The sequence below is a fragment of the Halosimplex salinum genome, assembly GCF_003730195.1.
In the GTDB taxonomy this organism is placed as follows: Archaea; Halobacteriota; Halobacteria; order Halobacteriales; family Haloarculaceae; genus Halosimplex; species Halosimplex salinum.
The window spans coordinates 86378-108659 of sequence record NZ_QWGG01000010.1; the positions used below are offsets into that span (position 1 = coordinate 86378).

The window sequence follows — 22282 nt, forward strand, 5'->3', positions numbered from 1 at the left end:
GCGAGCCGGAAAATACGCGTCGGGCGGGCGTTCTCAGACGAGCGAGGAGCCGTCGAACTCGCCGCGCTCGTAGTCGATGTCCATCAGTTCGAGGATGGTGGGCGCGATGTCGTAGAGGTCGACGTCGGAGATGCGGACCTCGTCGTCGTCGACGAGCAGCGTCGCGTTGTCGAAGCTGTGCATGCCGTTACGGGCAGAGAACTCCACGAAGGGGTCCTTCCGGCCCTTGAAGCCCGCCTTCAGGTCGAAGCCGTGGTTGGGGACGATGACGAGGTCGGGGGCGATGTCGTCGTGGTCGCCGCGGAAGGCGTCCTCCTTGGTGACGACGCGCTCGGCGACGGGCTGGCCGTCGGGGCCCTCCATCTCCTCGAGTTCCGCCTTCAGCTCGGACCGGACCGCGTCGTACTCGTCTTCGGGGACGCTCCCGCGCGGTTCGCGGCCCTCCAGGTTGAGGTAGAAGCGGCCGGGGATGAGCGAGTAGGCGTCCGCGTCGTCCGCGATGTCGGGCAGTTCGTCGTGGGTGTACTGGAGGACGTCGGTGTCCTCGCCCAGGTCGGTGCCCAGCGCGACGCCGTCGGCGGCGACGAGAGTGATTCGGAAGCCGTCGCCGTCGTCCTCGACGCGCACGTCGTCGAGCAGTTCGGTGGTGTCGGCCTTGTCGGCGCCGAGCGACTTCGGGGTCACGTTCTCGAGCCCCTCGACGACGTGGTCGCGGGCCTCCTCGGTGAGCGCCACGACGCCGTCGCCGTCGACGTAGGCGTCACCCGACGCGCTCACGAGGTCGGCCTCGACGTGATACTCCTCCCCGTCGTCGGTCTCGGCGGCGCTGGTCTCGACCGACTCGGCGGCGACGACGACGGCTTCCCCGTCGTCCTCCTCGACGACCGCGGTGGCGTTCTCGACGGCGGCGACGGCCTCGTCGCGGGCTTCCTCGCTGCCGGCGACGAGTCGGCCGTCCTCGAACGCGGCGGTCAGTTCCGCCGGGTCGACGAGTTCGTCGAGGTCGGCGGCGTACCCGGCGCCGAGGGACAGGCGGTCGCCCTCGCGGAGCCAGGCGCCGACCTGGAACACGTAGTCGTCGTCCTGCTCGTAGGAGAGCCAGCCGTTCTCGCGGAGCCAGGCGTTGCAGTTGACCTCGTAGTCGAGCGACGTGAACCCGTGGTCGGAGGCGACCATCATCGTCACGTCGTCGGGGAGCAGCTCGCGGAGTTCGCCGAGGTAGTCGTCGACCTTGCGGTAGAACTCCATGAACTCCTCGCTGTACTCGCCGTTCTCCTCGTAGTCGCGAAAGAGGAAGTGGTTGACCCGGTCGGTGGTCATGTAGACGCCGAAAAAGAGGTCCCAGTCGTCTTCCTCGATGTAGTGTTTGAACGCCTCGTGGCGGGCGTCGATGGTCTCGTGGGCGTCCTCCATGAACTCGCCCTTGTCCGTGTGCCCGAGGCTGGCGTTCGTGTCGATGCGGTAGTCGACGGACTTGAGGTAGTCGCGGAAGTCGTCGGGGTAGGCGGCCTTGTCGACCTGCGGCGAGAGGAAGCCCGACACCATCCGCTGGACGTCGCGCTGGGGCGGGAACGTGGTGACGACGTTCATCACCGTCGCGTCGCGGCCGGCCTCGTGGACGCGGTCCCAGACGCGCCTGGTCTGGACGTCGCGGCGCATCGGGACGTACGTGTCGTAGGAGCCGACTTCGCGGTCCTGGAAGCCGTAGACGCCGGTCTCGCCGGGGTTGACGCCGGAGGTGAGCGCCGGCCAGCAGGCGGAGGACTCCGGCGGGACGATGCTGTCGATGGCGCCCCCGGCGCCCTCGTCGATCAGCCGAGCGAGGTTCGGGAACTCCTCTCTGTGCTCGTCAATGAGGCTATACGGCACGCCGTCGATACCGAAGAAAGCGACCCGCGGGTCGTCGTCGCCGCCGCGGATACGGTCGAACAGTCCCATACCCCGGCTTACCGCTGTGGGGCACAAGAAGCTTCTTCTCGCGGACAGACACGGGGGCCGTCGGTGACGCCGTCAGCACGTCGTTCCCCGGCGCCGTTTACCGTCGCCGCGCGCCGCTACTCCCCGGTACGGTCCTCGGCGGTCGCCTCGACCACGTCGTCACCGTCCGCCGGCGCCTCGTCGGCCGCCGGGTCGTAGTTCTCTGGGACGACCGTCAGGTGCGCCATCCCGGTGGTCGCGTCTCTGGTTGCCATACGCGTCGAGATACGCACGCGCCACCCAAGTAATTACCCATGCTCATAATTTATGGGTCGAGCGGGCGCGATGCGCCCGGGACATACGTCGAGGGTACCGGCCGGCGGACCCAGCGGATCAGCGTCCCGGACGCGGAGCGGGGAGGACGGTCAGATCGCGGTTACCGCACGGATTCGGGGTCGACGGCGCCGTCGGACAGGACCCAGGCGTCGGGGTCGGTCGTGTCGAACACGACGGTGTCGCCGTCGACCTCGACGGCGACGTATCGCTCGGAGACGGCGGAGAGTTCGTCGCGCAGTGCGGCGGCGGAGGGCTGGTCTCGTTCCTGCATCAGTGTCACCTCGGACAGATATCCGTAGTGACGGACGGACCATATAGGGGGTCGACGTCGTACGTGGTTTCGCCCGGTTTCGAGTGAGTTCGAGACCGTTCACGTCGCCGGTACGTCCGGCGTTCGAACCGTTCACGGGCCGTGAAATCACGTGAAAAAACGAACGACGCGACCGGGCGGGCGCGCGCGCTACTGGAACTCTTCGTCGTAGAGGTCCTGGGCGTGTTCGATGGCGTCGTAGGCGGCCTGTTTGTCCTCCCAGCCCAGGGTCTCGACTTCCTTGCCCTCCTCCAAGTTCTTGTAGGTCGCGAAGAACTCGTCTATCTCGTCGAGGGTCTGCTGGGGGATGTCCTCGAGGTCCTCGATGTGGTCGTAGCGGGGGTCCTCGACGGGGACGGCGATGACCTTGTCGTCCTGCTCGCCGTCGTCGTCCATCTTCATCATGGCGACCGGGCGGGCCTCGATGACGCAGCCGGGGAACGTCTGGTCCTCGACGAGGACGAGCACGTCGAAGGGGTCCTCGTCGTCGTAGTACGACTGCGGGATGAACCCGTAGTCGGAGGGGTAGTGGACGTTCGAGTGGAGCACGCGGTCGAGGACGACGCCGGGGATATCCTTGTCGTACTCGTACTTGTTGCGCTCGCCTTTGAGGCACTCGACAACTGCGTAGATCTCCTCGGGCGGGTTCGGCCCCGTCTCGAGGTCTTCCCAGAGGTTGGACATCACCCGCGACTCCTCCGGGCGGCGGCAAAGAGTTTTCGACCTCGACCGATCGGCCGCAGCGACCGCCCCGGTCGGCGCCGATATCGGCGTCTCTCCGGGGTCTCGGTCGGATTATCATCACGTGATATTACCCCGATGAGGGAGTCGTTACCGTATAAATCCACCCAGTTACGGAAGAAAGTTAACAAGTGTTAAATAGCCAGATGACATTCGACTAACCATGTCAGAGGCACAATCGGTAACTGACACACCCGGAATCGCACGTGAGCTGACCGCGTTCCAGCAGAACATCCTCGTTATCCTCGGTGAAGAGCCGCGCTACGGCCTCGCTATCAAACGTGAACTCGAGGACTACTACGACGACGAAGTGAACCACGGTCGGCTCTACCCCAACCTCGACGACCTCGTCGAGATGGGGCTCGTCGAGAAGAGCGAACTGGACAAGCGAACGAACCAGTACGCGCTCACCGACGACGGCTACGAGACGGTGCTCGACCAGCTCTCCTGGGAGTTCTCGAAACTCGTCACCAGCGAGGACCGCGCGGACGACCTGCGCGACCTCGTCGACGCCGTCCAGGAGTAACTCACTCGTCGAGCGGACACCGCTCGTCCGCCACGTCGAACGCGACACCCACCGATTTTTCCACGACCGAACGCTGCTCGGGAGTCGGCCATGCGTTGCGCCTGTAGTAGTCCTCGAGGAACTCCCGTAGCTCCTCGGCCGTCGCGTCGTGGAGGGGCTTGGCGTAGTGGTTGCTCATGAAGTCCGCCAGCTTCTCGACGTTGGCGGCGTGGTCCTCGTCGTGGGCCTCGCGGACCTCGTCGACGACGTCGCGGTTGTACTCGTCTATCTCCTCCCAGTCGTCGCCTTCGCCGGGGCCCGACAGCGGGATCTCGATCCCGCGGTCGACGTCGTCGATCCGTTCGGTGCGGATCTGGCCGTCCTCGGTCCACGCCTCCGGGTGGAGGACGAGCACGTCCCGGGTCTCGTCCTCGCGGACCCGGGCGGTGTACTCGTGGTCGGCGAGCCGTTCGTCCCGGTCGGTCCGGTAGGCCTCGGCCTCCTCGTCGACGACGGCGTCTCTGGCCAGTTTCGTGAGTCGTTCCGCTGCCTCGACGACCGGTTCGGGCGGCAGGTCGTCGGGGTCCGATTGGTCGTCGGCGAGCACGTCCGGGGCTTCGCTTGGGTCTGGTGTCTCGTCAGGCATCGTCGAGTGCTTCGTTCGCGAGTTCGTCGGCGCGGTCGTTTATCTCTCGCGGAACGTGCTCCAGCGACCACTCGTCGAAGTCCATCAGGAGTTCGCGGACGGTGACGCGGTACTCGCGCAGGTCGGGGTCGTTGGTGTCCCACTCGCCGCGGACCTGCTTGACGATGAGCTCCGAGTCGCCGCGCACGTCGATCTCGTCGAAGCCGTAGTCGCTGGCGACGCTGACGCCCTCGATCAGCGCCTCGTACTCGGCCTGATTGTTCGTCGCGCGCCCGATGGTGTGGCCGCCCTCGGCGACGATGCCGTCGCCGCTGACGATCACCCAGCCCACCGCCGAGGGGCCGGGGTTTCCGCGGCAGGCGCCGTCGAAGTAGACGTGCGCACGGCCGCCGCCGTCGCGGATCACGCCCTCTAGTTCGACGGGGTTGGCGCCCTGGATCACGACCTTGTCGTCGTAGGCGACGGCCGTCGCGTCGCCGCGCTCGGCGCGCCACTGCTCGTGGTCGGTGTTCCCCGGCCGGATCTCGACGCCCGCGGCTTCGAGTCGCTCGCGGGCCTGGTCGACGTCGCACTCGACTGTCGGCATTGGTTCGGTTCTCGCCGGGCGTCGTCAAGAGGGGTTCGGATCCGACCCGGCGACCCGTCGTCCCGCCGCCAGACGCGTCCCACCTCCCGGCAAATTGCCGCGGTGTCGAAAAGTATTTATCCAAGGATTTAAATCGTGGCAAGGAGTAACACACAGGTGCGATGACACGGTCCAGCAGTCAGCGCGAGCGGGTGCGCACGACCGAGAGTGAACCGACGGAACAGACGGAGGGTGTGAGCGAGCGCTGTCCGGAGTGCGAGTCGGAGAACCTGATAACGAGTTCCGACCGCGGCGAGCTGGTGTGCGAAGACTGTGGGCTTGTCGTCGAAGAGGGCACCATCGACCCCGGGCCGGAGTGGCGAGCGTTCACTCACCGGGAGCGAGAGGAGAAGTCGCGGGTGGGGGCGCCGACGACTCGCACGATGCACGACAAGGGGTTGACGACGACCATCGACTGGAAGGACAAGGACGCCTACGGGCGTTCGATATCCTCGGAGAAGCGGAGCCAGATGCATCGCCTGCGCAAGTGGCAAGAGCGCATCCGGACGAAGGACGCGGGCGAGCGGAACCTGCAGTTCGCCCTCTCGGAGGTCGACCGCATGGCCTCCGCCCTGGGCGTGCCCAGGTCGGTCCGCGAGATCGCGTCGGTGATGTACCGGCGCGCGCTCGACGAGGACCTCATCCGCGGGCGCTCCATCGAGGGCGTCGCCACCGCCTGCCTCTACGCGGCCTGCCGGAAGCAGGGGATCCCCCGCAGTCTCGAGGAGATCGCGGAGGTGTCCCGCGTCGACCGGAAGGAGATCGGTCGCACCTACCGCTACGTCTCGCAGGAGCTCGGGCTGGAGATGGAGCCGGTCGACCCCAAGCAGTACGTCCCGCGGTTCTGTTCCGAACTCGACCTCCCCGAGACGGTCCAGACGAAGGCGACGGAGATCATCGACGAGACCGCGGAGGCGGGGCTCCTGTCGGGCAAGTCGCCCACCGGGTTCGCCGCGGCGGCCATCTACGCCGCCTCCCTGCTCTGCAACGAGAAGAAGACCCAGCGCGAGGTCGCCGACGTGGCCCAGGTGACCGAGGTCACCATCCGCAATCGCTACCAGGAACAGATCGAGGCGATGGGCATCCGGTGACCGGCGCTCGGCCGACCGCTTTTTACACCCGCGTCCGAACAGCGCCTCGCTAGCCGTGTCGCTCACGCATCGACTCGACCGCGCCGTCGGCCTCCCCGCAGCCTACCGCCTGATCGATGCCGGCTTTCTCCTCGCGCTCGCCGCGGCGCTCGCGGCGTGTCACGCGACGGGCGTGTCGCTGGCCGGTGTCGCGGCGATCGGTCTGGTCGCGTTCGGACTGGAGTACGCCGTCAGCGGGGTCGTCACCGACGGCCTCTTCCGCGGCGTCGAGTGGGCCGACGAGGCGCCACCGCGACTCCGGCGCGTCGTCGCCGACCTCGCGGCCACCCTCGACGTCGCGGCGCCGGCGGTCGTCGTCGACCGCGAGAGCGCGGGCGGCGTGAACGTCGTCGGCGACGGCGACCGCGCCGCGCTCGTCGTCTCGTCGTCGCTCGTCGAGTCGCTCGACGACGCGGCGCTCCGGGCGGTCGTCGCGCACGAACTCGCCCACCTCGCGCTCGGTCACTTCAGTCGAGTCCCCGTCCGCGAGTCGGTCACTCACGTCGTCGGCGTCACGGCGTTCTGGCTGCTCGCGCTCCGGCACCTGCCGCCGCAGGTGGCCGTGCTGGTCGGCGGCGCGTTCCTCGTGGCCGGCGTCGCGCGGTCGAACTCGACGAACGCGCTCTTCTACGTGGTGGGAAGCGCCGGCACGGTCGTCCTCCTGCGCGCGCTCGCGGCCCGCGCGAGCCGGCTGGAGGAGTGTCACGCCGACGACCTGGCGGTCGCACACACCGGGGCGGCCGACTTCTGTACCGGACTGTACGCCGTCGGCGCGGTCGAACCGGAGGACGAGGACGACGCCGTCGCCGGCGTTGCGCCGTTCGCGGCCCGTCGCAGCCGCGTCGAGCGACTCACCGCCGTCCACCCCTCGATCGAGTTCCGGCTCGCGCGCCACGGGCTCACGACGGACGACGTGGTCGAGCGCGCGACCGCCGGACGCGCGGTCGACGAGTGACGCCGGCCCCCACCGACTCATTCAAGCCACTGGGGACTGTACGCCCAGGTCAATGGCGGGTATGCGTCTCGACGACTTCATCGAGGACTTCCAGCGCGACGAGGCGGCCGAGAAGCGCCGGCTGGCCGAGGAGAAGTCCTACGAGATAACCGAGTACCTCGACGACGTGGAGCGGGAGTTCCAGCAGGCGGTCCAGGGGGACTCCATGTTCGGCTCCACGGCGCCGGAGGTGTTCGTCGGCCGGTCGGGCTACCCGGACGTGTCGACGGGCGTCCTCTCGCCGATGGCCGCCGACAGCGACGCCGCCGACTTCGCGACCAGCGGCGACTGGTACCAGAAGGGGTACCAGATCGACGACGTCCTCCAGCGGCGGACGGGGATGCTCAACTCCACGCGCTCGGCGAAGGTGGACGTGAACGACGTGTGGGACGGCTTCGTCGGCACACAGCGAGAGGTCGCCATCGCCGACCACCCGGTCGACGTGGAGGTCGGCCTCGACGGCACCCCCGACATCGACCTGAGTCTCGACGACGTGTCGACGCCGACGGGTCCGCGCGCACGCGCGACGAACGCGGACCTGGCGGAGAACCCGCACGTCCCGCGGCCGGTCGAGAAGACGCTGGAGGACGACGACTGGCAGGCCGAGGGGGCGATGACCTACCTCTACCGGCGCGGCTTCGACGTGTACGACATCAACACCATCCTCTCGGCGGGGGCGCTCGGGCAGGGTCACCAGCGCCGTCTCGTTCCGACGCGGTGGTCGATCACGGCGGTCGACGACACGGTCGGGAAGTTCCTGCGCGGGGGCCTCCAGCACAGCGACACCGTCGACCAGGTCTCGGTCTGGACGAACGAGTACATGGGCAACCGCTACTGGGTGGTCCTCGCCCCGGGCAACTGGGAGTACGAACTCGTCGAGATGAAAGCCCCGGAGAGCGTCTGGAACCCCGCGGCGGCGAACTACTACCTCTCCAGCGCCTCCGAGGGCTGGGAGGGCCGGACGAGCTACGTCGACGAGACCGCCGGCGCCTACTACGCCTCCCGACTCGCAGTACTGGAACACCTCCACGAGCGCGACCGGCAGGCCAAGGCGCTCGTCCTCCGCGAGGTGACCGACGACTACTGGGCGCCGGTCGGCGTCTGGCAGGTCCGCGAAGGGGTCCGCCACGCCTTCGACGGCGAGTACGGCGTCGCCGAGAGCTTCCACGGCGCGATACGGGAGATCGTCCCCCAGATCCCGGTCCCGCTGGGCCAGCTCCGCCGGAAGTCCGACCTCGTCGCCGGCCTCCAGACCTCGATCACCGACTTCTGAGTGGGCCGGCGGGCCAGCGTGACCACGGCCGCCCCCTCGCTCTCGACACAAGGGTTTTCGCGCGGTCGGTCGTATCGGCGGCCATGCTCCTCCAGTTCGGGATCCCCGGCGGCGTCGAACTGCTCGTCATCGCCGTGATCGCGCTGATCGTGTTCGGACTCCCGCTCGTGCTCATCGCGACCGTCGGGGTACTGTGGCTCCGCTCGGACGACGACTACGACGAGCGGATCCGCGAACTCGAGACCGAGATCGCCCGACTACAGGCCGAGATCGGGACCGACTCGGACGACGCCACGACGACCGAGACCGGGTCCGAGGGCACGACGACGGACACCGGAACCGACGACCCGGCCGCCGACGGGGGACGCGAGAGCCAAGACTGAGCGGCGGCGGGTTTCAGGTCATGTCGTCCAGATTCGCCCACGCGTCGTCGACCATCTCGCCGGTCTCGGCGACGATGTCGGCCCACTCCTCGGAGTCGGGTGCCATCCCGGCCAGTCGGGCGAGACGCATGATCGAGACGTGATACACCGTCTGGATGCCGGGCTCTTCCTCCCAGACGACGACGCCGCAGGGGAACAGCCCGCCGATCCGCCCCTCGGAGGCGTCGAGGGCGCGGTCGGCCATCGCGGGGTTGCAGGCGCCGAGGAAGTAGTAGGGGTCGCGGTCCGCATCGACCTTCTCGTTCAGGAGTTCGGAGGGAGAGAACTCCGCGGGGAAGCCGAACCCGGCGACCTCGAATGCCGCCCGGACGTGCTCGATCGCCGCCTCGTGCTCCATCTCCAGGGTCGCTCGCTTCTCGCCGATGTCGCCGCTGTTCAACGCTTCGGGGTCGAATGGCAGGTCCATACCTCGATCCGACGGTCGCTGAGACAAAAACAGTAGTCCCGGCGGCCGCGTGGCCGCCGAGGGTGAACGCGACTCCCGCTCACCCGGCTCAGGCCATCTCGTCGCCGGTCACTGTCTCGTCCGACTGGATCCACGCCCGGTGGTTGTCGACGTCGTAGATGACGACGTCTCCGTTCGCGATCTCGAGTTCGTCGTAACGGCTCGTCTCTGAGCGGGTTTCGTGAGTTGCCATTGGTAGTGGTTGCGTTCCGTCGCTGTCTGTCGGTTCGACGCTATCGGTAGGTACGCCCTGTGCCTTGTTAAGTGTTACCAATCCTGTACCCGCCGATCGCACGACACGACGGTCGCGGGCCACGGCCGGAAACAACTCGACGAAACTTTCCTCCTGTTTACAATCATTGACGGGTGTGGGGCCAGAAACCGAGGACGACACCTGCGTCGCCGCCGTTGGTCCCCGCGGCACGGTGGGTGAGGAACGTGAATCTACGCATGCAACGGTCAAAGGCTGTGGTAGTCGCGACAGTCGCACTGCTGGTCGTCACACCCGGCGCCGTCGCCGCGGTGAACGACCACGAGATCACCGGGAACCCCGGCATCGACGTGTCGGTGCCGGACACGGACTTCCGGCCGGGAGAGCAGACCTCCCTGCAGGTCGTCGTGCTCAACGACGGCAACGTCACGAACGGGTCGCTGTCGAACCCGCAACTCGAAGAGCGGGTGACGACCGCCCGAGCGATGCGGGTCAGCGTCGGCGACGACCACGACGCGCCGCTGACGGTGAAGACCAGCGAGCGCGCCATCGCGCGGCTCCCCGACGGCGGGTCGGCCCCCGTCGAGTTCCGCGTCGACGTCGACCAGGACGCACAGCCCGGCACGTACGACGTGCCGATCAACGTCTCGTACAACTACACGCAGTCGGTCGACCCCGAGACCAGCGAGTACAACACGACGACAGCGACGCGGAACTTCACGGTCGACGTGACAATCGAGGAGTCCGCGCAGTTCCAGGTGCGCGAGGTCGACTCGACCGCGCGTATCGGCGCGACCGGGACGGTCGACGTGACGCTCGAGAACACCGGGACCGCGACGGCCCGGAACGCATCCGTCGTGCTCGAATCGCAGAACGCCGACCTGACGTTCGGCCAGTCGGCCTCCTCGACTCGCTACGTCGGTGGGGCGTGGGAGCCCGGCGAGCGCCGGACAATCTCCTATCGCGTCAGCGCCGCGGCGTCGGCGAGCGAGCAGCGCTACGCGTTCGCCGCGACGGTCAACTACGACGACGAGGACGACACGCCGATGCAGTCGCGGGCGATCACGCTCGGCGTGACGCCCGAACCCGAACAGACCTTCAGCATCGTCTCGACCGAGAGCGACGTGGCCGTCGACGACGACGGGCCGGTCACCGTCACGATCCGCAACGACGGCCCGGCAGCGGTCAGGGACGCCTCCGTGACGTTCACCTCACAGAGCGCTGCGCTCGTGTTCGGTGGGTCCGCCAGTGCCAGCCAGTACGTCGGCACCTGGGCGGCCAACGAGACGCGCGAGATCACCGTCGAAGCGACGGCGACGCCCGACGCCGAGGCGCGGAGCTACTCGCTGCAGGCGTCGGTCGCCTACGAGGACGGCGAGGGCGACCCCGGGGAGTCCGGGACGCTCCAGTTCGGCGTCAGACCCGACCCCGAAGTCGAGTACGAGTTCGAGGCCAGCAACCTGACGTCGTCCCTGCGCGTGGGCGAGGAGGGGACGCTCTCGGGGACGCTCACCAACACCGGCGACGCGCGAGCGGAGAGCGTCGTCGTCGCCCTCGAGACCGAGAGTTCGAACGTCTCGCCGCTCGAACGGGAGTACTCGGTGGGCGACCTCCGGGTCAATCAGTCGAAGAACTTCTCGTTCGACGTGGAGATCAGCGAGTCGGCCGAGTCGGGGCCGCGCCAGTTCACGATGCGTCCGACCTACCGTAACGACGACGACGAACGACGCGAGGCCGAGAGCTTCGACACCCGCCAGCGAGTCAGGGCACAGCGCGACCGCTTCGACGTGTCCGTCGACAACGCGACCGTCGAGCGCGGCGCGGGCCGCGTGCTGGAGGTGACGGTGACGAACGCGGGCGAACAGCCCCTCGAAGACGTCTCGGCGGCGATGTACGCCGACGACCCGGTCTCGGTCGACGACGGCGAGGCCTACGCCGAGCGGATCGAGCCCGGCGAGTCGGAGACGCTCGTCTTCGAGGTCAGCGTCGGCGGGAGCGCGCTGACGAAGTCCTACCCGGTCGAGATGGACTTCCAGTACGACGAACCCGACGGCGACACCAAGCTCTCCAGCGGGTACAAGTTCGCCGTGGACGTCGTCGAGCCCGAGGACGACGGCGAGGGCGGTGCGCCCCTGGCGCTGATCGCCGTCGGCATCGTGGGCGTCGTCGCGGTCGTCGGTGGCTACCTGCGGTACGGCAGGTGACCGGATGGTCTTCGAGTCGCTGACGGACGAGGTCGGCGACGCCATCTCCGCCTATCCGGGGCGGATAGCCGTCGCCTTCCTCCTGTTGACGGGCGTGTTCCTCTTCGGTCTCGGCAACGTCGAGACCGAGGGCGGGAGCGACCAGTTCGTCGAGGACCTGGACTCCTTCGAGGCCTTCGAGGACATCCAGCGGGAGTTCGGTGACAGTTTCTCGGAGAGTTCGACCACCACGCAACTGCTCCAGCGAGAGCAGAACGTCCTCTCGAAGCCGAGCCTGTTGCGCATGTTACGGGCACAGGAACGGCTCGAGGACAGTCAGGGACTGCGCGTGACGGGCGTTTCGAGTCCCGCGCGGACGGTCGCGCTGCAACTCGACCCCGGAGCGACGACGGTCGACCGGCAGGTCGACGCCGTCGAGTCGGCGACGGCCACGGAGATAGACCGGGCCGTCCGGCGGGCCGCCGAGACGCCCGGGTTCACGTCGCAACTCAGCGAGGACTTCGATACGGAGAGCGCTGCCGCCCGGGCCGCTCAGGCCTCGGTCACGCACGACCGGGACGTGAACGACCGCGAGGAGCGCGTCGAACGCGTCGTCGCGAGCGTCGGCGGGAACGTCGAGACGATCGGCAGTACGCCCGACACGCTGACGTCCTCGCTGGCGCTCGTCCTGCCGGCGGCGTTCGTCCTCATCGTCCTCTTCCTGATCGTGGCCTACCGCGACCTGGTCGACCTGGTGCTGGGCGTCGTCGCCATCCTGATGACGCTCTTCTGGACGTTCGGCTTCCTCGGGCTGGCCGACATCGCGTTCAACCCCCTGCTGGTCGCGGTGCCGCCGCTGCTCATCGCGGTCGGTATCGACTTCGGTATCCACTCGGTCAACCGCTACCGGGAGGAACGGGAGCGGGGCCAGCCCGTCGGCACGGCGATGAAGGTGACGACCGAGCAGCTGCTCGTCGCCTTCTTCATCGTGATGGGGACGACGGTCATCGGCTTCCTGTCGAACCTGACCAGCGCGCTCGCGCCCATCCGCGACTTCGGCGTCGTCGCGGCTATCGGCATCTGTTTCACCTTCCTGATCTTCGGGATATTCCTCCCGGCCGCGAAGGTGAAGACCGACCGCCTGCGCGCCCGCTACCCGATCCCGACGATGAGCGAGCGGCCGCTCGGGTCGGAGGGGTCGGTGCTCGGCCGCGCGCTCCAGGGCGGGGTCGTCGTCGCCAGGCGCGCCCCGGTCCTGTTCATGCTCGTGGTCCTCGTCGGGAGCGTCGGGGCGGGGGTGTACGCGACGGGCGTCGGCACCGGCTTCAGCGAGGACGACTTCCTCCCGCCGGAGTACGACGAACTCCCCCAGTGGCAGAAGGACCTGCCCGAACCGTTCGGCCCCGCGGAGTACGACTACGTCGAGAAGACGAACTACGTCGACGACAACTTCCCGACCAGCAGTTCCGTCCTGCTGTTCGTCGAGGCGCGGATGGGCCGCGACTCCTCGCTCGACAGGGTCCACCGCATCGGCCGGGACCCGCCACCGACGTTCGAACGGGACGGTCGCTACGCCGAGAGCCAGTCGGTCGTGACGGTCGTCCAGTCGACCGCCGAGCGCGACCCCGAGTTCGCCGACATCGTGGCGCGCAACGACCCCGACGCCGACGGCATCCCCGAGCAGAACCTCGGTGAAGTGTACGACTATCTGGAGGCCAATCCCAACAGCGGCGTGGGCGGCGTCCTCGCAGAAGACCGCCGGAGCACGCTCGTCACCTACACGGTGGACCCCGACGCCACCAACGGCGAGGTGACCGCCGACGCCGAGGCGGTCGCCGAGGAGACGCCGCTGAAGGCGACGCCGACGGGCAACGCCGTCATCTTCGAGGAGGCGTCGGCGCTCATCCTCGACACCGTGATCACCAGTCTGCTCATCACGCTCGTCGGGGCCTCGGCGTTCCTGATCCTCGTCTACTGGGCGCTGGAGGGGCGGCCGTCGCTCGGCATCGCCAACGTCGTCCCCATCGCGCTGACGGTGATGTTCGTCGTCGCGTCGATGCGCTACCTGAACGTCGACTTCAACGCGATCAACGGCGTGATCCTCTCGCTGACGATCGGACTGGGCATCGACTACTCCGTCCACGTCACCCACCGCTTCGCCGACGAGTTCCACACCGCCGACATCGACACGGCGCTCGACCGCGCGGTCCGCGGCACCGGCGGCGCGCTCACCGGGAGCATGCTCACCACCGTCGCCGGCATGGGTGTGCTCGTGTTCGCGCTCAACCCCGCCATCGGCGTCTTCGGGCTCCTGACCGCCCTGTCGGTCATCTACGCCTACGTCGCGTCGATCGTCGTCCTCCCGTCGACGCTCGTCGTCTGGGACCGCATCGTCAACCGCTCGCGGCCCGCCCAGTGGCTCCGCGCTCGGCGACGGGACGCCCCCGCGGCACGCTCGCCCGTCGAGGACTGACCGGGGACGGGACGCCTCCGTCCGGCCTGCACCGTCGCGAGGCCGCACCGCTCGCGCACGCGCCCCGAACCCTTTACCGCTGGTCCGTCAAACCGGTTGTATGGTTCACGTGGTCATCGTCGGCGCGTACGGCAGTGCCGGCGCCGCAGTCGCGGACGAACTCGCCGGACAGCCGGACGTCGAACTCACACTGATCGACGACGGCGACCCCGGGGGCGGCCTCTGTATCCTGGACGGCTGTATGCCCTCGAAAGAGGTGCTCTCGGCCGCCGCTCACCGCTTCCAGGCGCGCCACGACGACCGCCTCCTCGGCGACCCCCACGAGGTTGACCTCGAACGCACGATCGAGCGCAAGGACGACCACACGCTCGGGTGGGCCGAACACCGCCGGGAGGCGATCCACGACCTCGCAGAGCGCGATGACGTGACGTTTATCCACGACACCGCCCGCTTCCTCGACGACCGCACCCTCCGCGTCGGCGGCCGCGAGATAACGGGCGACTACGTCGTCGTCGCCACCGGGTCGTCGGTCAACGTCCCCGACCTCCCCGGCATCGACGACGTCGACTACCAGACCAGCGCCGGCCTGCTCGACGCGACCGACCTCCCCGACTCGGCGGTCGTGATGGGGCTGGGCTACGTCGGCCTGGAGATGGTCCCCTACCTCAGCGAGGTCGGCGGGACAGACGTGACCGTCGTCGAACACGACGAGCGACCGATCGACGAGTCCGACCCGGCGTTCGGCGACGCCGTCCTCGACCTCTACCGCGAGGCATTCGACGTGTCCATCCCGACCAACTGCTACGAGAAGCGCGTCGAACCCACCGAGGACGGCGGCGTCCGCCTCTACCTCGAACACGCCGACGGCGAGGACCAGTGCGTCGAGGCCGAGGAGCTCTACCTCTTCACGGGTCGCCGGCCAAGCATCGGGCGGCTCGGACTGAAGAACACCCGTCTCCAGCCCGGGCCGGGCTGGGTGCTCGACACGATGCAGACCCGCGACGACGACCGGGTGTTCGTCGTCGGCGACGCAAACGGCAAGGAACCGATCCTCCACGTCGCCAAGGAGCAGGGGTTCACCGCCGCGGAGAACATCCTCCGGTGCGAGCGGGGCGTCCCGCTGGAAGCGTACGAGAACGTCACGCATCACGTCATCTTCTCGGGGCTCGGGGTGTACCCCTACGCCCGCGTCGGCATGACCGAACGGGAGGCCCGGGACGCCGACTACGACGTGGTCGTCGCGATGCGACAGGCGAGCGACGACGGCGTCTTCGAGGCCAAGGACACGCCGGAGGGGCTGGCCAAACTCGTCGTCGACCGCGAGAGCGCGACGGTGCTGGGCTGGCAGGGCCTGCACTACCACGCCGACGTGATGGCGAAGACGATGCAGGTCGTCGTCGAGATGGGACTGGACGTGCGCGAGGTGCCCGACCGCGCGTACCACCCGACCACCCCCGAGATCCTCGACGGCCTCCTCCGCGACGTCACCGCCGACCTCGACGCGGAGTGATCGGTCGATCCGCGACGGCGACGTTCCGAACGGCGCGCGCTGTCGCGGCCTCCGTGCCGCGACGTAGTCGCGCGAGGGATGACTGAACGAGCGTAGCGAGTGGAGGAATCGGCTGGGGAGGTGTGTGGCCGTCTGCGGTGCCGCGCGCGGCGGTTGCTGTCCCTGGCGGATTGAAAGGGCGAGGCCCGCTCGCGTTCACTTCAGTCGCCTGAGCGGCCCCAACCCGAACGACCGGAGGTCGTGAGGGTATGCCGCTCAGCGACCGCGAGCGGGTCGAGGGCTTTCAGCGCTTGCTGTCTCCAGCGGTCAGTACAACTCCTAGCGAGCGGGTCGAGGAGACGGATAGAGGACGTTCGTCGCCTGCGACCGATCAGGCTCGGAGACGACCTCGACTCACTCCCCTTCGTACGAGTGGCCGTCGCTGACCGGCGGCGCGCCGAGTCCGAGCACCGACGCCGGCTCCCCTGCGTCGTCGGCGACGTGCGCGCGGTGAGGACTCCCCGGCTCTGCGACGAAGAACTGCCCCGACTCGACCGTGTACAGTTCGTCGGGGGTCTCGACCGAGAGCGTCCCGGAGCGGACGAAGAACACCTCCTCTTGCTCGTCGTGGTAGTGCATGCCCGAGAGGGGTATCTCCTCGCCGGGGCGGACGGTGTAGGTGCGCACGCCCATCCGTTCCATGCCCGCGGCCTTGCTCACGTACCGCATCTCGGAGGGGCGGTCCGGTTCCGGTTCGAGGTCGTCCGGGTCGACGACGTGATAGCCCATACACGAGCGCTCGGCGGACGGGGCCGTAAGCCTTCACCCGGCGGTCGATAGCCTCGGCGTATCGCCGCGGCGGCGCTCGACCGCGGCCGAAGTCGACCGACTGCGGCCGAACGAACGCCGGTGCGAGCCGCGGCTGCCGGACGGCGGCGACAAATATCGACTTTCTCGGATCTCCGGGAAGACGGCGCTCGGTGAAACTCACTGACAGCGGCCGGTCGCGACCCGACCGGTCGGTGAGTTCAGGGGGATCGGTCGGCCGTCGAGTGCGGCCGCGGTAGTCTCACGCTGTTCTCCACCGCGCCCGGCGTAACCCAGACCAAGCCGTACGAGGGTGATAGACGTGGATACGGCTACTTTCGGAGGTCGCTGAATAACAATGGACCGTTCGGTCGTGGATCCGTTGTTATGTTCAATGGTATCAATGAACGAGCGACGGATCGTCGGCTGGTGGTCGTGACAGTCGTCGCGCTGTTCGTAGCGAGCACGGTCGCCGCGGGGGCCGTCCAGATCGGATCGACGGACGGGTCGGCCGCCGTCGCCGAAGCGTTTCAACAACAGACGGACGACGCCGGCTTCGAGGGCGAGATCAACCTGACAGACGCTAACGCGACTCTCGTGGGCGAAGCCGCCAACGACACCGCCGGGTGGTCGGTGGCCGACGCCGGCGACGTGAACGGCGACGGGGTCGACGACCTGATCGTCTCCGCGCCGCGCAACGCGAGCGCGGGGCCGAACACGGGCGCGGCCTACATCGTGTACGGCCCGGCCGACCGGGGGACGGTGAACCTCTCCGACGCCGACGTGGTGCTCCGCGGGACCGACAACAACGATCTCGCGGGCTATTCGGTCTCGACCGCGGGTGACGTGAACGACGACGGCTACGCCGACGTCGTGGTAGGGGCACCGTACAACGACACCGGCGCAGCCAACGGCGGCGCCGCCTACGTCATCTACGGTGGCGAGTCGATGCCCGACGAGATGGATCTCTCCGAGGCGGACACGACCGTCTACGGGAACGAGGCCGGCGCGCTCGTCGGCTACGACGTGGCGGACCTGAACCGAACCGACGACACGGACGGGATCCTCGTCGGCGCGCCCGGCCTCGACGAGGCCGGTCAGGACGCCGGCGGTGCCTACCTCGTCGACGGCCTGACGGTGGTCGAGTCAGGCGACTTCCTGAACGTCACGGACGCCGACGCGACGTTCCTCGGGGAGCGCAACGGCAGCGCCGCCGGTTGGTCCGTCTCGACGGCCGGTGACGTGGACGCCGACGGCGAGGAAGACGCCATCGTCGGCGCGCCGCGGTACAACGCCACCGCCGCCGAGTCGCCGACGGGCGAGCGGCTCAACCGCTCCGGCGCGGCCTACCTCGTCGACGGCTCTCAGCGGGGCGAGCAGTCGCTGTCCGACGCGACGGCGACGTTCGTCGGTACCGGTGAGTTCGACCGCGCAGGCCAGTCGGTCGCGGACGCGGGCGACGTGAACAACGATAGCGTCGCCGATATCGTCGTCGGCGCGCCGTACAACGACTCCTACGACCGGACCAACGTCGGCGCGGCCTACGTCGTCTACGGCGGCGACACAATCGACGGTCAGCAGTCGCTCGCCGACGCTGACGTGCGGCTGGCCGGTGCGGGCGCGTTCGACCGCGCGGGCTGGTCGGTCTCCTCGGCCGGGTCCGGTGACGTGACCTGCGACCGCATCGCCGACGTGCTCGTCGGCGCACCGGGCAACGACACGAACGGCGAGAACGCCGGCGCGGCGCATCTCGTCGCCGGCGACGAGGCGCTGAGCGACCGGAATCTCTCCGACGCCGACGCGACGTTCCTCGGCGCCAACGCGAGCGACCGGGCCGGCTTCGCCGTCTCCGAGGCCGGCGACGTGAACAACGACAGCTTCGCCGACGTCGCCGTCGGCGCGCCGTACAACGACTCGATGAACCGCACCGACGCCGGCGCGGCCTACGTGGCCTACAGCGACTGTGAGCGCGTCGCGGCGGAGACGCCGACTGAGACCGAGACGGCGACGCCGACTGCGACGCCAACTCCAACGCCGACGCCAACCGCAACGCCGACTGCGACGCCAACCGCAACGCCGACGCCGACTGCGACGCCGACTGCGACGCCAACCGCAACGCCGACGCCGACTGCGACGCCAACGCCGACGCCGACGCCCACCGCAACGCCGACTGCGACGCCAACCGCAACGCCGACTGCGACGTCAACGCCGACGCCGACGCCCACCGCAACGCCGACGCCGACTGCGACGCCAACGCCGACGCCGACGCCCACCGCAACGCCGACGCCGACTGCGACGCCAACGCCGACGCCGACGCCCACCGCAACGCCGACTCCGACGCCGACGCCGACTGCGACGCCAACCGCAACGCCGACTGCGACGCCAACCGCAACGCCGACTGCGACGCCAACGCCGACGCCGACGCCCACCGCAACGCCGACGCCGACTGCGACGCCAACGCCGACGCCGATGCCCACCGCAACGCCGACCGACACTCCCGGGACCGACGAACCGTTCGAGGTGACGTTCTTCGGCTGTGGGAACGTCGTACTCGGCGGTCCCGACGACGAGTTCCCGACGGACGTCACCCTGCTTATCTACAATCAGGGGCAGGACCAGGTGATAGAGGTCGAACGGACGCTCGACGAGGGTGAACGGCCCGGGAGCCCCGGCGGGCAACTGGTCGGCATCGAGACCGAGTTCGGGACCTACTACAACCCGAACTTCGACTACGACGAACTGAACTGCGGGAACTCCCAGGGACAGGCACCCGGCGAGCCGGGTGACCCGCGGGACCTCCTGGACGATGACAACAGCGCCGGCAACGTGCCGGCTGGCGACGCGAGCGGCCTCGAGCAACTGTCCCAGTCGCCGCTCTTCCCCCTGCCGTTCGTCGCGCTGATGGGTCTGTCGCTCGCCGTGCTGACGACAGCCCGCTTCCGCGAGGACTAACGCGGTCGGCCGTTCGTTCGTTTTTTCTCGCTCTCTGTCGACGACAAACCCGGACTTTCCCGCGAGTAGCGCAGTACAACTCTCCCCGTCGGTCGCCAGCGGTGGCGCCCGCGCGCTCGTGGGCCGGTCGAACGACCGATCCGGCGCAGTCCTGCGATCGACGACGGTCGCCACGATAACTCGACGCTGTCGGACTGCCCGACGGAGTAACCTCGGCCACTCTGAGACCGGCCGGCTCGCTTGGCCGCGGCTACTCGCCGTGGTCGCTCAATAACAATGGCCCGACCTGACCTGTGTCCCATGCATGCCTTCACATCTTTCAGATAAGTCGACACGTGTACGTCTGCTCGTGTTGAGCATCGTCGCGCTAACCGCCACCAGCGCGGTCGCCGCGGGTGCCATCGGGATCGGGTCGAACTCGGCGACGCCGACGACGGCATCGTCCGCCGACTCCGGGGACGCCGGAGGAGCGGTAGACGACGCCCAGGCGGTCGACGACACCGGCTTCGATGGCGAGATCAACCTTACCGACGCAGGGGTGAATCTCACCGGTGAGGCGGCCAACGACACGGCGGGTCACGACGTTGCGTCGGCGGGCGACGTGAACGGCGACGGCGTGGCCGACCTGATCGTCGGCGCGCCGCGCAACAGTTCGGAAGGGCCCAACACGGGCGCGGCCTACATCGTCTACGGTCCGGCCGACCCGGGGACGGTGAACCTCACCGACGCCGACGTGGTGCTCCGCGGGGCCGACAACAACGACCTTGCAGGCTGGTCGGTGTCGTCGGCCGGTGACGTGAACGGCGACGGCCTGTCCGACGTGGTCGTCGGCGCGCCGTACAACGACACCGCCGCGTCGAACGGCGGCGCGGCTTACGTCGTCTACGGGAACGAGTCGCTCCCGTCGGCGATGAACCTCTCCGAGGCCGACGCGGTGCTCGCCGGCACGAACGCCAGCGGACTCGCGGGCTACGACGTGTCGAGCCTGAACCGGACGAACGAGACCGACGGCGTCGTCGTCGGCGCGCCCGGCGTCGACGCGGCCGGGCAGGACGCGGGCGCGGCGTACGCCGTCGAGGGCGACTCGCTCGACGCCGAGGTGAACCTCTCCGAGGCCGACGCGACGTTCCTCGGCGAGCGCAACGGGAGCAACGCGGGCTGGTCGGTCGCCGGCGCGGGCGACGTGACCGACGACGGCGTCGCTGACGTGCTCGTCGGTGCCCCGGAGTACAACGTCACCGCCGAGGAGGCCGCGGACGACGAGCGACGGAACCGCACCGGTGCGGCGTACGTCGTCGACGGGTCCGAAGCCGGCGAGGTCTCGCTGGCGAACGCGGCGGCGACGTTCGTCGGCGAGTCGGAGGGTGACCGCGCGGGCTGGGCGGTCGCGGACGCGGGCGACATGAACAACGACAGCGTGGCCGACGTGGTCGTCGGTGCGCCGTACAACGACTCGCTGAATCGAACCGACGCCGGCGCGGCGTACGTCGTGTACGGCGACGACGCCCTCGACGGCGAGACGGGGCTCGCGGACGCGGACCTCCGCATGGCCGGCGCAGGGGCGTTCGACCGCGCGGGCACGTCGGTCTCGTCGCACGGTGCGAACGAGACCGGGTGTGACCCGGTGTCGGACGTGCTCGTCGGCGCGCCCGGCAACGACACGAACGCTCAGAACGCCGGCGCGGCGTACCTCGTCGCCGGCGACGCGGACCTCGACGTCGAGGTGAACCTCTCCGAGGCCGACGCGACGTTCCTCGGTGCCAACGCCAGCGACCGGGCCGGCTTCTCGGTCGCCGACGCGGGCGACTTCTACGACGACGGCGACGCGGACGTCGCAATCGGTGCGCCCTCGAACGACTCGCTGAACCGGACCGACGCCGGTGCGGTGTACGTGGTCCAGGCCGACTGTCCCGAGGAGGTGGCGCCGGAGACGGAGACGCCGACGCAGTCGCCGACCGAGACCGAGACGGCAACCGAGACGGAGACGGCGACTGAGACGCCCACTGAAACGGAGACGGCGACCGAAACGCCGACCGAAACGGAGACGGCAACCGAGACTGAGACGGAAACGGAGACGGCGACCGAAACGCCGACCGAAACGGTGACGGCAACCGAGACGCCGACCGAAACGGAGACGGCAACCGAAACGCCGACCGAGACTGAAACGGAGACGCCCACTGGGACTGAGACGCCGACCGAGACGCCCGGTGCCGAGCCCGAAGTCGACGGGATCGACTTCGTCGCGTTCTGCTTCCCCTCGGACGAGACGGACCAGACGGACCGGCGGGTGCTCATCATCAACAGCGTCGACAGGAACGAGGACGACGAACCGATCACCGTCGGATATCGGAAGGGCGGACCCGGTGACCCGCCCGAGTCGGTCGTCCACCAGTCCGGCGGGTCGCTGTACGAGCAGTCCGGGAGCCCGGGGACCGTCGAGGCCGGTGAAGGCACCGACGTGACCGGCGAACGCTCGGCGGCCGAACCGTGCCCCGACGGACAAACTGCACTGCGCTTCTCGCAGGACGAGATCGAACGCGGGTCGGTGAAGGCCTACCCGGACGACGTCGACACCGGCGCGGGCGAGGAGACCGAGACGCCCACCGAGACGCCCACCGAGACCCCCGAGGACGACGACGGCGACGACGGCGACGACGGCGGCGCGGGCAACGTGCCCGCGGGCGACGCGAACGCGCTGGAGACCCTCTCGCAGTCGCCGCTGTTCCCGCTCCCGTTCGTCGGCCTCGTTGGCCTCTCGCTGGCCGTGCTGGCGACGAACCGGCCCCGGAAGGAGTAGGCACA

18 protein-coding genes and 2 pseudogenes are annotated in these 22282 nt (G+C 68.8%); 10 read left to right on the plus strand and 10 right to left on the minus strand.

Going from position 1 to position 22282, the window contains the following annotated elements; translation table 11 throughout:
• Nucleotides 1–33: 33 nt before the first annotated feature.
• The 5 genes and pseudogenes from D1409_RS25460 to D1409_RS20245 form a co-directional block, all read right to left on the minus strand.
• Nucleotides 34–519 (minus strand): annotated as a pseudogene (locus D1409_RS25460) (alkaline phosphatase family protein); the annotation flags it as partial.
• Nucleotides 520–1077: 558 nt separating this feature from the next.
• A pseudogene (locus tag D1409_RS20240) lies at nucleotides 1078–1938 on the minus strand (alkaline phosphatase family protein); the annotation flags it as partial.
• Between the two features lie 116 nt (nucleotides 1939–2054).
• A complete protein-coding gene (locus D1409_RS24835; protein ID WP_164471809.1) occupies nucleotides 2055–2192 on the minus strand; it encodes a hypothetical protein in 138 nt (45 codons plus the stop codon).
• A 161-nt stretch (nucleotides 2193–2353) separates the two neighbouring features.
• Nucleotides 2354–2524 (minus strand): DUF7331 family protein, encoded by a 171-nt coding sequence (locus tag D1409_RS24840; RefSeq protein WP_164471810.1) that lies wholly within the window; start codon nucleotides 2522–2524, stop codon nucleotides 2354–2356.
• Nucleotides 2525–2713: 189 nt separating this feature from the next.
• A complete protein-coding gene (locus tag D1409_RS20245) occupies nucleotides 2714–3247 on the minus strand; it encodes an inorganic diphosphatase (protein ID WP_123538811.1) in 534 nt (177 codons plus the stop codon).
• A 220-nt stretch (nucleotides 3248–3467) separates the two neighbouring features.
• Between D1409_RS20245 and D1409_RS20250 the strand changes: the two genes are divergently transcribed.
• On the plus strand, nucleotides 3468–3830 hold the full coding sequence (locus D1409_RS20250) for a PadR family transcriptional regulator (protein WP_123538812.1): 363 nt from the start codon (nucleotides 3468–3470) through the stop codon (nucleotides 3828–3830).
• 1 nt (nucleotide 3831) lies between these two features.
• Here D1409_RS20250 and D1409_RS20255 read toward each other — a convergent pair whose 3' ends face one another.
• Nucleotides 3832–4455 (minus strand): DUF7108 family protein, encoded by a 624-nt coding sequence (locus D1409_RS20255; RefSeq protein ID WP_235853641.1) that lies wholly within the window; start codon nucleotides 4453–4455, stop codon nucleotides 3832–3834.
• The gene (rnhA, locus tag D1409_RS20260; protein ID WP_123538813.1) at nucleotides 4448–5041 is read right to left on the minus strand and encodes a ribonuclease HI; all 594 of its coding nucleotides are present in this window, start codon (nucleotides 5039–5041) and stop codon (nucleotides 4448–4450) included. The genes D1409_RS20255 and rnhA overlap by 8 nt, the downstream gene beginning before the upstream one ends.
• Before the next feature lie 161 nt (nucleotides 5042–5202).
• Here rnhA and D1409_RS20265 point away from each other — a divergent pair, with 161 nt between their 5' ends.
• The 4 genes from D1409_RS20265 to D1409_RS20280 all read left to right on the plus strand — a co-directional run bounded on the left by D1409_RS20265 (nucleotide 5203) and on the right by D1409_RS20280 (nucleotide 8860).
• Entirely contained in the window at nucleotides 5203–6171 is a 969-nt protein-coding gene (locus D1409_RS20265) for a transcription initiation factor IIB (RefSeq protein ID WP_123538814.1), read from the plus strand.
• Nucleotides 6172–6226: 55 nt separating this feature from the next.
• Nucleotides 6227–7165 carry a M48 family metallopeptidase gene (locus tag D1409_RS20270; protein ID WP_164471811.1) on the plus strand — a complete coding sequence of 313 codons (939 nt, stop codon included), beginning with the start codon at nucleotides 6227–6229 and terminating at the stop codon, nucleotides 7163–7165.
• A gap of 61 nt (nucleotides 7166–7226) precedes the next feature.
• Entirely contained in the window at nucleotides 7227–8477 is a 1251-nt protein-coding gene (nreA, locus tag D1409_RS20275; RefSeq protein ID WP_123538816.1) for a DNA repair protein NreA, read from the plus strand.
• 83 nt (nucleotides 8478–8560) lie between these two features.
• Complete coding sequence (locus D1409_RS20280; protein ID WP_206425144.1) at nucleotides 8561–8860, plus strand: hypothetical protein; 300 nt, start codon at nucleotides 8561–8563, stop codon at nucleotides 8858–8860.
• A gap of 13 nt (nucleotides 8861–8873) precedes the next feature.
• On the opposite strand, the gene D1409_RS20285 is transcribed toward D1409_RS20280, so the two are convergent.
• On the minus strand, nucleotides 8874–9326 hold the full coding sequence (locus tag D1409_RS20285) for a DUF302 domain-containing protein (protein WP_123538817.1): 453 nt from the start codon (nucleotides 9324–9326) through the stop codon (nucleotides 8874–8876).
• Nucleotides 9327–9414: 88 nt separating this feature from the next.
• Nucleotides 9415–9855 carry a DUF7331 family protein gene (locus D1409_RS25835; protein ID WP_449404906.1) on the minus strand — a complete coding sequence of 147 codons (441 nt, stop codon included), beginning with the start codon at nucleotides 9853–9855 and terminating at the stop codon, nucleotides 9415–9417.
• Between D1409_RS25835 and D1409_RS20290 the strand changes: the two genes are divergently transcribed.
• The 3 genes from D1409_RS20290 (at nucleotide 9834) to D1409_RS20300 (ending at nucleotide 15742) form a co-directional block, all read left to right on the plus strand.
• A complete protein-coding gene (locus D1409_RS20290) occupies nucleotides 9834–11780 on the plus strand; it encodes a COG1361 S-layer family protein (protein ID WP_123538818.1) in 1947 nt (648 codons plus the stop codon). The two genes, D1409_RS25835 and D1409_RS20290, sit on opposite strands and share 22 nt — an antisense overlap.
• Nucleotides 11755–14232 carry an efflux RND transporter permease subunit gene (locus D1409_RS20295; protein ID WP_235853643.1) on the plus strand — a complete coding sequence of 826 codons (2478 nt, stop codon included), beginning with the start codon at nucleotides 11755–11757 and terminating at the stop codon, nucleotides 14230–14232. Before D1409_RS20290 ends, D1409_RS20295 begins: the two co-directional genes overlap by 26 nt.
• 100 nt (nucleotides 14233–14332) lie before the next feature.
• On the plus strand, nucleotides 14333–15742 hold the full coding sequence (locus D1409_RS20300; RefSeq protein ID WP_123538820.1) for a dihydrolipoyl dehydrogenase family protein: 1410 nt from the start codon (nucleotides 14333–14335) through the stop codon (nucleotides 15740–15742).
• Nucleotides 15743–16135: 393 nt separating this feature from the next.
• Here D1409_RS20300 and D1409_RS20305 read toward each other — a convergent pair whose 3' ends face one another.
• Complete coding sequence (locus D1409_RS20305; RefSeq protein WP_123538821.1) at nucleotides 16136–16510, minus strand: cupin domain-containing protein; 375 nt, start codon at nucleotides 16508–16510, stop codon at nucleotides 16136–16138.
• Between the two features lie 447 nt (nucleotides 16511–16957).
• On the opposite strand from D1409_RS20305, the gene D1409_RS20310 reads away from it, so the two are divergent.
• Nucleotides 16958–19480 carry an integrin alpha gene (locus D1409_RS20310; RefSeq protein WP_164471813.1) on the plus strand — a complete coding sequence of 841 codons (2523 nt, stop codon included), beginning with the start codon at nucleotides 16958–16960 and terminating at the stop codon, nucleotides 19478–19480.
• A gap of 352 nt (nucleotides 19481–19832) precedes the next feature.
• The gene (locus D1409_RS24850) at nucleotides 19833–22277 is read left to right on the plus strand and encodes an integrin alpha (protein ID WP_164471814.1); all 2445 of its coding nucleotides are present in this window, start codon (nucleotides 19833–19835) and stop codon (nucleotides 22275–22277) included.
• Nucleotides 22278–22282 lie beyond the last annotated feature (5 nt).